We start from the raw sequence: 7,604 nt of genomic DNA, 5'->3' as shown, positions 1-7,604 counted from the left end.
GCGCGTCGCGCCGTCGTCCTCGCCCGCCTCGGCGATCATGCCGTCCTCCTCGCTGCGCGCGGCGGTCTCGGCAGCGGCCTGCGGTTCACCGGGCCGGACCTCATCGGTGCTCTCCCCGGCGCCGACATCGCACCGCACCGCCCCGCCCTGCACCGCCCGCCGACGAGCCCGTCGCCGCCACGGCTGAGCAGCAGCCCGCGCGCGGTGATGCGGAGCGCTCACCTGAGGTGGCCGCACCCGGTGAACCCTCCGCCTCCGCGGTCCGCAGCGTGTGGCCGACCATCCGGGACAAGGTGCGCGAGCGCAGCCGCACCACCGAGGTGATGCTGGCCGGTGCGGTGGTGCGCGCGGTGGAGGACAACACGCTGGTGCTCGCCCACGAGTCGGCGCCGCTGGCCAAGCGGCTCAGCGAGCAGCGCAACACCGAGGTCATCTGCGAGGCCCTCAAGGACGCCCTCGGGGTGGACTGGCGGGTGCGGTGCGATGTCGGCGCCGGGGAGAGCACCGATGAGGTCCGGCCCGGTGAACCGCAGGCCGCTGCCGAGACCGCCGCGCGCAGCGAGGAGGACGGCATGATCGCCGAGGCGGGCGAGGACGACGGCGCGACGCGCCGCGACCCCGAGGAGGCCGCTCTGGAGCTGTTGCAGAGCGAACTGGGTGCCCGCCGGATCGACAGCTGAGCTCAGGCGGTCCACCACGGCCGCAACGGCAACCCGCCGTCGCCACCGTCGTGGTCCACCTTCACCGCCAGCACCTGGTGCAGCTGGACGACATTGGCTTCGAAACCCACCCGCGAACCGGCCAGGTACAGCCCCCACACCTTGGCGGTGGGCAGACCGACCTCGGCGACCGCGGTGTCCCAGTTGGCCACCAGGTTGGCACACCAGTCGCGCAGCGTCAGCGCGTAGTGACGGCGCAGGTTCTCCTCGTGGACGACTTCCAGACCGACGTTCTGCGCCTCGCAGATGATGCGGCCCGAGCCGGTGAGCTCCCCGTCGGGAAAAACGTAGCGGTCGATGAAACCCGTTGCCGCGGAGGATTTCCTGTTGTCCGGTCGGGTGATGCAGTGGTTGAGCAGCAATCCGCCGGTGCGCAGTTTGGATTGCAGGAAGCGGAAGTAGGACGGGTACTGGGCGACTCCGACGTGTTCGGTGAGACCGATCGAGGAGACCGCGTCGAAGCCGCCCTCGATCACGTCGCGGTAGTCGCTGTGGCGGATCTCGGCGAGGTCGGCCAGGCCGTCCTCGGCGATCGCCTTCTGCCCCCACAGGGCCTGTTCGCGCGAGAGGGTGACCCCGGTGGCCCGAACCCCGTGCCGGGCCGCGTAGCGCACCATGCCACCCCACCCGCACCCGACGTCGAGCAGGCGATCTCCGGGGCGCAACCTGAGCTTCTCGAAGACCAGCCGGTACTTGTTCTCCTGTGCCTGCTCGAGGGTGGCGTGCTCGTCGGGATAACAGGCGCAGGTGTAGGTCATCGACGGGCCCAGAACATGTTCGTAGAACGTGTTCGACACGTCGTAGTGGTGGTGGATGGCCTCGGCGTCGCGCTTTCTGTTGTGGCGCAGGCCTTCGGCGATGCGGCGCCAGCGCGGCAGCGCCTCCTGCGGGGGCGGCGCTATCGGCTTGAGGTGCTCAACACCCAGCGAGCGCACGATGTCGAGCAGGACCCGGGCCGGGGGCCGGGTGAGTTCGGCGGCCGACAGCGCCTTGAGCACGTCGTAGGGGTCGCCGGGGTGCACACCGGTCAGAACCAGATCGCCGGAGACATACGCGCGGGCCATGCCGAGGTCGCCGGGGGCGGTGGCCAGGTAGGTGGTGCCGCGGGGGGTCCGAAGATCCAGGCCCAGCGGTGCGTCCGCCGGCCCGGCAGAACTTCCGTCGTAGGCGGTGAACCGCATCGGGCCGTTGCCGCCGCCGACGAAGAGTTCCAGGATCTCGGCCAAGGTCAGCTTGCCGCTCATTGTCGTTGCACCGCCTTTGCGTAGAGGTCGAGCAGACGCGAATCCGGGTCGTAGGTCTTCTTGACGATCTTGTAGTTTTCCCCGCCGTAGAGTTCGTCGAACTCCTCGCGGCCGTAGAAGGCGTCGGAGTACAGCGACTTGTGCCCCTCCAGCTCGGAGACCGTGGCTTCGATCAGCCGGTTGGTCCGGCCGGCCTGCGGGTCCGCCGCCGGCACCGAGGACCAGAACCCGACATTGACGTAGGTGTGATCGGGGCGCATCGGGTAGAGCGGCCAGCCGGCCGGGTCGCGAAGCCGCAGCGGGCACAGCCACAGCGGCTCGATGGGCACCTCGGCGAGGAACCAGTCCAGGAACTGCGCGCAGCGTTCGAGGGGCACCTCGACGTCCTGGACCACCCGCTCCCGGGCGGGCCGGCCGTGACGGGCCTCGATGCGGTCGGCGATGCCGAACCTCTGGTCGTAGCCGATCAGCTTCCAGTAGAAGCTGCTGCGGCGGTAGCGCCGCGGCCACAGCCGGCGGATCGTCGGGTTCTGCGCCCCGAAGGCCCGCGAACACCAGAACCAGTCGGTGTCCCAGCGCCACAGGTAGTCGGCGACGGTCAGCCGGTCCGACGTCACGCCCGCGGCGTGCTGGATCGACCGGTAGTAGACCTGCCGGCCGGTGTAGTCACTGACCGGGCCGGGGGTCGAGTCGCGCGTCCCCAGGCACAGGTAACTCTCGCCGGCGTCGAACACCACGCCGTCGAGGTAGTCCACGGCGGTGCCGTCGAAGACGCCCTCGGCGACGATGTCCTGCATCGCGGCGACCAGATCACCAAGACGGTGGAAGCGCACATGGCGGAGGCTGACGAAGGGCCGCACCGGTTCGAGCTCGACGCGCAGCCGCACCGCGTAGCCCAGGGTCCCGTAGGAGTTCGGGAACGCCCGGAACAGATCCGGGTGCTGCTCGCGGCTGGCCGTCACGACGTCTCCCGCGCCGGTGAGGATGTCCATCTCCAGCACCGACTCGTGCGGCAGTCCGTTGCGGAATGAGGCCGACTCGATTCCCAGCCCGGAGACCGCTCCGCCCAGGGTGATCGTCTTGAGCTGGGGCACCACCAGCGGGCTCAGGCCGTACGGCAGCGTCGCGGCGACCAGCGTCTCGTAGGTGCACATCCCGGCGACGTCGGTCGTGCGGGTGTCCGGGTCGACCGCGATCACCCCGGTCAGCCCGGAGGTGTCCAGGCCCGGCACCCCGTTTCGGGCCCGCCGGCGGAACAGGTTCGAGGTCGGCTTGGCCAGCCGGACGGGCGCGCCGGCGGGGATCGCCCGGTAGCTGTCGAGCAGCCGCCGCACGCCGCGGCGGTGCGCGGACCGGGCTGCCGACGGCGCTGTGCTCACCTGACTACGCTAAACCGCACCCGCACCGCCGCGCATCACGAGGAGTCCGATGGGCCATGTCAGGGGCCACGTCAGTGCGTCCAGCACGATCCTGATCTACGCCGAGCCGGCCAGGGTGCTCGACGCGATCGCCGACTACCGCGAGGTGCGACCGCGGATCCTCTCGGCGCACTACCGCGACTACCGGGTGGAGCAGGGCGGTCGGGGCCGGGGCACCGTCGCGACGTGGACCCTGCAGGCGACCCGGTCGCGGGCCCGCCAGGTGCGGGCCGAGGTGGATCTGGCCGGCCACACCGTCATCGAGAAGGACGCCAACTCGTCGCTGCTGACCAACTGGACGGTCGCGCCCGCGGGCCCCGGCGCGAGTGTGACGGTGACGACCCGGTGGACCGGCGCCGGCGGGGTGGGCGGCTTCTTCGAGCGGGCCTTCGCCCCACTGGGGTTGCGCAGGATTCAGGCGCAGGTGCTGGGGAACCTCAAGAGAGAGGTCGAGGCGGCTGGGTCTGCAGGAACGCCACCACGCCCTTGACCACGGCGTCGGCGTAGCGCTGGCGACCCTCCGGACTCTCCATCAGGGTGGAGTCGACCGGGTTCTTCATGTTGCCCAACTCCACCAGGATCGACGGGTACTGGGCGAGGTTCAGTCCGGCGATGTCGGCGCGCGGATTGAGTCCGTCGGAGCCGATGTAGGTCGACGGCGGGATGCCCGAGCCGGCCAGCTGGCTGGCCATGATCCGGGCGAACTGCACCGAGGGCCCGGCCTGGGTCTCGTTCAGCGGCGGGTTGGAGTACAGGACGTGGAAGCCGCGTCCGGTGGGCGGGCCGCCGTCGGCGTGGATCGAGACCACCGCGTTGGGCTGCAAGGCGTTGGCCATCGCGGCACGCTCGTCGACGCACGGCCCGAGCGCGTTGTCGTTGCCGCGCGACATCGCGGTGCGTACCCCCAGCTGATGCAGGGCCGCGCGGACCCGCAGGGTGGTGTCCCAGGTGAAGGTGTGCTCGGGGTACCCGCTCTCGGCGCTGGTGCCGCTGGCCTGGCAGTCCTTGGTGCCGCCGCGGCCGTTGGAGACCTGGCGGGCGATCGAGGCGTCGTTGGCGCCGTTGTGGCCGGGGTCGAGGAAGACGATCATGCCCGTGACGTCGCCGGGGGCGGCCCCGGAGACCGGCGCCGACAGCGAGGCCGCGACCAGCAGCACGCCGGTCGACGCGGCGAGCACGACACGCACCGGGGCGATCATAGACACGCGCGTCACCGTAATCCCTCGACGACTAGGCTTGGAAGTCAGTCAGGCCCCCAATGTCCAGGCCGCAACGAACTCGAGACCACGACGCGACCGCGGCGCAACCGAGACGCAAGGAGAGACCGTCATGCAACCCGGCATCAACTCCGGCGACCCCGCCGACCTGGGAGCCTTCCGCCGGCCGGCGCAGCAGGGCATGCCCGAACTGCAGGCGGCGCTGGCGCAGGCCCAGCAGATGCAGCAGCAGCTGCTGGCGGCGCAGAAGCAGATCGCCGAGACCGAGGTGCGCGGTCAGGCCGGCGGCGGGCTGGTCGAGGTGAGCCTCAACGGCCACGGCCAGGTGACCGCGGTGCGGATCGACCCCTCGGTGGTCGACCCGAGCGACGTGGAAACCCTGCAGGACCTCGTCGTCGGCGCCCTGGCGGACGCCGCGGAGAACATGAAGGAGACGGTCAAGACCATCCTGGGTCCGCTGGCCGCCGCGACGCGCCCGCCCCAACCGGGGTCCTGACTCCGACGTGTTCGAAGGCCCCGTCCAGGATCTGATCGACGAGCTCGGCAAGTTGCCGGGTATCGGGCCCAAGAGCGCCCAGCGGATGGCCTTCCATCTGCTCGCGGTCGAACCGGTGGACATCGATCGGCTCACCGCCGCGCTGGCGCGGGTGCGCGACGGCGTCCAGTTCTGCGAGGTGTGCGGCAACGTCGCGGCCTCCCCGCGGTGTCGCATCTGCAGTGACGCCCGCCGCGACGCCTCGCAGGTATGCGTCGTCGAGGAGCCCAAGGACGTGCAGGCCGTGGAGCGCACCCGCGAGTTCCGCGGCCGCTATCACGTCCTGGGCGGCGCCCTGGATCCGCTGTCGGGGATCGGCCCCGACCAGCTGCGGATCCGCCAGCTGCTCAGCCGGATCGGCGAGCGCGCGGACGGGGTCGACATCACCGAGGTGATCATCGCCACCGACCCCAACACCGAGGGCGAGGCCACGGCCACCTATCTGGTGCGCGTCCTGCGCGACATCCCGGGCTTGACCATCAGCCGCATCGCCTCCGGCCTGCCGATGGGCGGCGATCTGGAGTTCGCCGACGAGCTGACCCTCGGCCGCGCGCTGGCCGGCCGCCGGGAGATGGTCTAGCGGGCCTGGTTCGGCGCGCCCCTTCGGGTGGCGGCGGACTTGCGGGCCGCGGAGTCGCCGTCGTCTGCGGCCGCCGAGCCCGCCGAGCGGGTCGCGTCGGCCGTGGAGCGCTGCGGTGCGCTGTGCTGGTCGGCCGTGTCACCCGGGGAGCCCGCCGGGGATTCCGTGGCCGCCACCGGAGCCGAAGCTGTGGCCGGATTCGACTCCGCCGTGGCCCGTGCGGTGACCGAGCCGAGGGCAGGCGCTTCGGTCGGATCCGAGGCCGCCGCCGGGGCGCCCGGGGCGGGCCGGGCCGCCAACGCGGTGGCCAGCGTGTCCTGCGCGGCGACGATCCCGTCGACGACGTCCTGTCCGGCGACGGCCACCGAGTTCAGCACGCCGGTGACGCCGGTGACGAGCGCCTGCACGATGGCGGCCGGGTTCAGCGACACCACGGCGTCCACCAGGTTCTGCCCGGCGACGATCAGCGCGCGGGCGACGGTGTCGGCGCCGGAGAACACGGCCGTCCCGAGTTGGACGGCCGCCGTCGGCTCGGCCAGCAGCAGAGCCGACTGGATGGCGAGCTGGATCTGGCCGACGTCGATGTTCGCCAGGACCGGCGGGACGAGCGTGCCCTCCACGGACGCCACGAACCACTGCTCGACGGTGGTCAGCGCACCCAGGGGGTCACGGCTGAGGACCTGCTGGATCGCGGTCGCCACCGTCGCGGGCAGTTCAGTGACCGACTCGGCCAGAGCGTTGGCGCTGGCGGCCAGAGCGCTGGCCCGGATGGCGACGAACTCCACCTCGTTGGCGAGCGCCTGCCGCCAGGCCGGGAAGGTGAAGATGTCGAAGATCGAGGACTGCAGCGTGATCTCCGGTGCCGCGACGTGCGGGAGCTCCAGGGATGTCGGCGCCAGCGCGGGGGAACCCGCGATGACGCCCGCGCCGAGCAGAGCAACGCCGGCAGCGGCGAACGGGCGGTGTGCGGCGATCACAGGAACTCCTTGTCGTTGGTGGTCTCAGTCCTCTGACGGTAGCCGTCGTGGCTGGCGACAGCAAACGGACCGTACCCTCTCACACCGGATTCACACGGCGACGGGTGCCAGACTTGCCTGCGGGCCCGGCAAAAGATAGCGTCCAGGGAAAGATAAAATTTGACAGCCTCTACTTCAGTGCGCCCACCGTGAAGTTTGTGGGCGGATGCGGCGGCCCACCCGGATGCTTGCCGAAGCGGCCAGCGAAGGGACAGGCAGTCCTGGTCGACGACAATCCGACCAGCCAAGCCTCGAAGGCACTCGCAGACGCGCTCGCGCAGAGCCGCGGGATCCTCACAAAATTCGGTTTTGAGGAGATAATCGAAACGGTTGTGGGTCGAATTGCGGCCTGGATTGCCAGCGTTGGTGATCCCGATGATCCGGTGGGGCTGGGCGCGACAGTCCTCATCCCGGTAGACAAAGAAGTTGTGGATCTGATCCGGGCAAATGGCGGCCCGGAGAAGATCTGCTACCAGGGCACCTGTCTTGGTCCCGACTTCCTTGGCCGCGTTCCTCCAGTCGAGCTCCGAGACGGCCCATGGGACGTCAATATCGCGATCAACTTCGGGTTGCTGGTCCCGCCGGAATCGAACGGTGGCAAGGCGCAGGCGTGGGAAACCACCTATGCAGGTGAACATCTGGAGAACGACTGGGCCGAGTGGAAAGTCGAGACCCAGGCCTGGCCGCGCATCACCTGGTGACCGACGGGGTCAGACCCGGCGCGCCGCGGCCACTCGCTCGCGGCGAAGTTGCTCGACCTCGGGCAGTTCCAGGGGGGCCAGCGGGCCGAGCACCCGGGTGAGCAGCAGGTCGGCCAGTTCGGGGTTGCGGGCCAGGCACGGCCCGTGCAGGTAGGTGGCGACCACGCTGCCCTG

General features: G+C 70.6%; 8 protein-coding genes and 2 pseudogenes. 5 read left to right on the top strand and 5 right to left on the bottom strand.

The window, feature by feature from the left end:
• A pseudogene (locus tag ACKOB8_RS13840) lies at positions 1-680 on the top strand (DNA polymerase III subunit gamma/tau); the annotation flags it as partial.
• A 2-nt stretch (positions 681-682) separates the two neighbouring features.
• Here the strand turns inward: ACKOB8_RS13840 and ACKOB8_RS13835 are convergent.
• Both ACKOB8_RS13835 and ACKOB8_RS13830 read right to left on the bottom strand, forming a co-directional pair.
• On the bottom strand, positions 683-1,963 hold the full coding sequence (locus ACKOB8_RS13835) for an SAM-dependent methyltransferase (RefSeq protein ID WP_526378202.1): 1,281 nt from the start codon (positions 1,961-1,963) through the stop codon (positions 683-685).
• Positions 1,960-3,342, bottom strand: a complete 1,383-nt coding sequence (locus ACKOB8_RS13830) for an FAD-binding oxidoreductase (RefSeq protein WP_526378200.1) — start codon at positions 3,340-3,342, stop codon at positions 1,960-1,962. The genes ACKOB8_RS13835 and ACKOB8_RS13830 overlap by 4 nt, the downstream gene beginning before the upstream one ends.
• 49 nt (positions 3,343-3,391) lie before the next feature.
• Here ACKOB8_RS13830 and ACKOB8_RS13825 point away from each other — a divergent pair, with 49 nt between their 5' ends.
• Positions 3,392-3,871 carry an SRPBCC family protein gene (locus ACKOB8_RS13825; RefSeq protein ID WP_526378198.1) on the top strand — a complete coding sequence of 160 codons (480 nt, stop codon included), beginning with the start codon at positions 3,392-3,394 and terminating at the stop codon, positions 3,869-3,871.
• Here ACKOB8_RS13825 and ACKOB8_RS13820 read toward each other — a convergent pair.
• Positions 3,819-4,580, bottom strand: a complete 762-nt coding sequence (locus ACKOB8_RS13820; RefSeq protein ID WP_526378206.1) for an Rv3717 family N-acetylmuramoyl-L-alanine amidase — start codon at positions 4,578-4,580, stop codon at positions 3,819-3,821. The genes ACKOB8_RS13825 and ACKOB8_RS13820 overlap by 53 nt on opposite strands.
• A 199-nt stretch (positions 4,581-4,779) precedes the next feature.
• On the opposite strand from ACKOB8_RS13820, the gene ACKOB8_RS13815 reads away from it, so the two are divergent.
• Together ACKOB8_RS13815 and recR are read left to right on the top strand one after the other, a co-directional pair.
• Complete coding sequence (locus tag ACKOB8_RS13815) at positions 4,780-5,094, top strand: YbaB/EbfC family nucleoid-associated protein (protein ID WP_526378204.1); 315 nt, start codon at positions 4,780-4,782, stop codon at positions 5,092-5,094.
• A gap of 7 nt (positions 5,095-5,101) precedes the next feature.
• Entirely contained in the window at positions 5,102-5,713 is a 612-nt protein-coding gene (recR, locus tag ACKOB8_RS13810) for a recombination mediator RecR (protein ID WP_526378196.1), read from the top strand.
• On the opposite strand, the gene ACKOB8_RS13805 is transcribed toward recR, so the two are convergent.
• Positions 5,710-6,690, bottom strand: coding sequence for a hypothetical protein (locus ACKOB8_RS13805; protein ID WP_526378194.1), 981 nt, complete (start codon positions 6,688-6,690; stop codon positions 5,710-5,712). The two genes, recR and ACKOB8_RS13805, sit on opposite strands and share 4 nt — an antisense overlap.
• A 47-nt stretch (positions 6,691-6,737) precedes the next feature.
• Between ACKOB8_RS13805 and ACKOB8_RS13800 the strand changes: the two genes are divergently transcribed.
• Positions 6,738-7,430 (top strand): hypothetical protein, encoded by a 693-nt coding sequence (locus ACKOB8_RS13800; protein WP_526378192.1) that lies wholly within the window; start codon positions 6,738-6,740, stop codon positions 7,428-7,430.
• A 9-nt stretch (positions 7,431-7,439) separates the two neighbouring features.
• Here the strand turns inward: ACKOB8_RS13800 and ACKOB8_RS13795 are convergent.
• A pseudogene (locus ACKOB8_RS13795) lies at positions 7,440-7,604 on the bottom strand (glutamine amidotransferase); the annotation flags it as partial.

The organism is Mycobacterium sp., from assembly GCF_046091765.1.
Classification (GTDB): domain Bacteria; phylum Actinomycetota; class Actinomycetes; order Mycobacteriales; family Mycobacteriaceae; genus Mycobacterium.
The sequence above is the reverse complement of the archived record's forward strand: the minus strand, read 5'-3'. Positions and strand labels throughout refer to the sequence as shown.

Bases quoted from the DNA above. Each gene is read 5' to 3' on its own strand.
- ACKOB8_RS13825 (WP_526378198.1), top strand. From the start codon at position 3,392: ATGGGCCATGTCAGGGGCCACGTCAGTGCGTCCAGCACGATCCTGATC.
- ACKOB8_RS13835 (WP_526378202.1), bottom strand. From the start codon at position 1,963: ATGAGCGGCAAGCTGACCTTGGCCGAGATCCTGGAACTCTTCGTCGGC.
- ACKOB8_RS13815 (WP_526378204.1), top strand. From the start codon at position 4,780: ATGCCCGAACTGCAGGCGGCGCTGGCGCAGGCCCAGCAGATGCAGCAG.
- ACKOB8_RS13820 (WP_526378206.1), bottom strand. From the start codon at position 4,580: ATGATCGCCCCGGTGCGTGTCGTGCTCGCCGCGTCGACCGGCGTGCTG.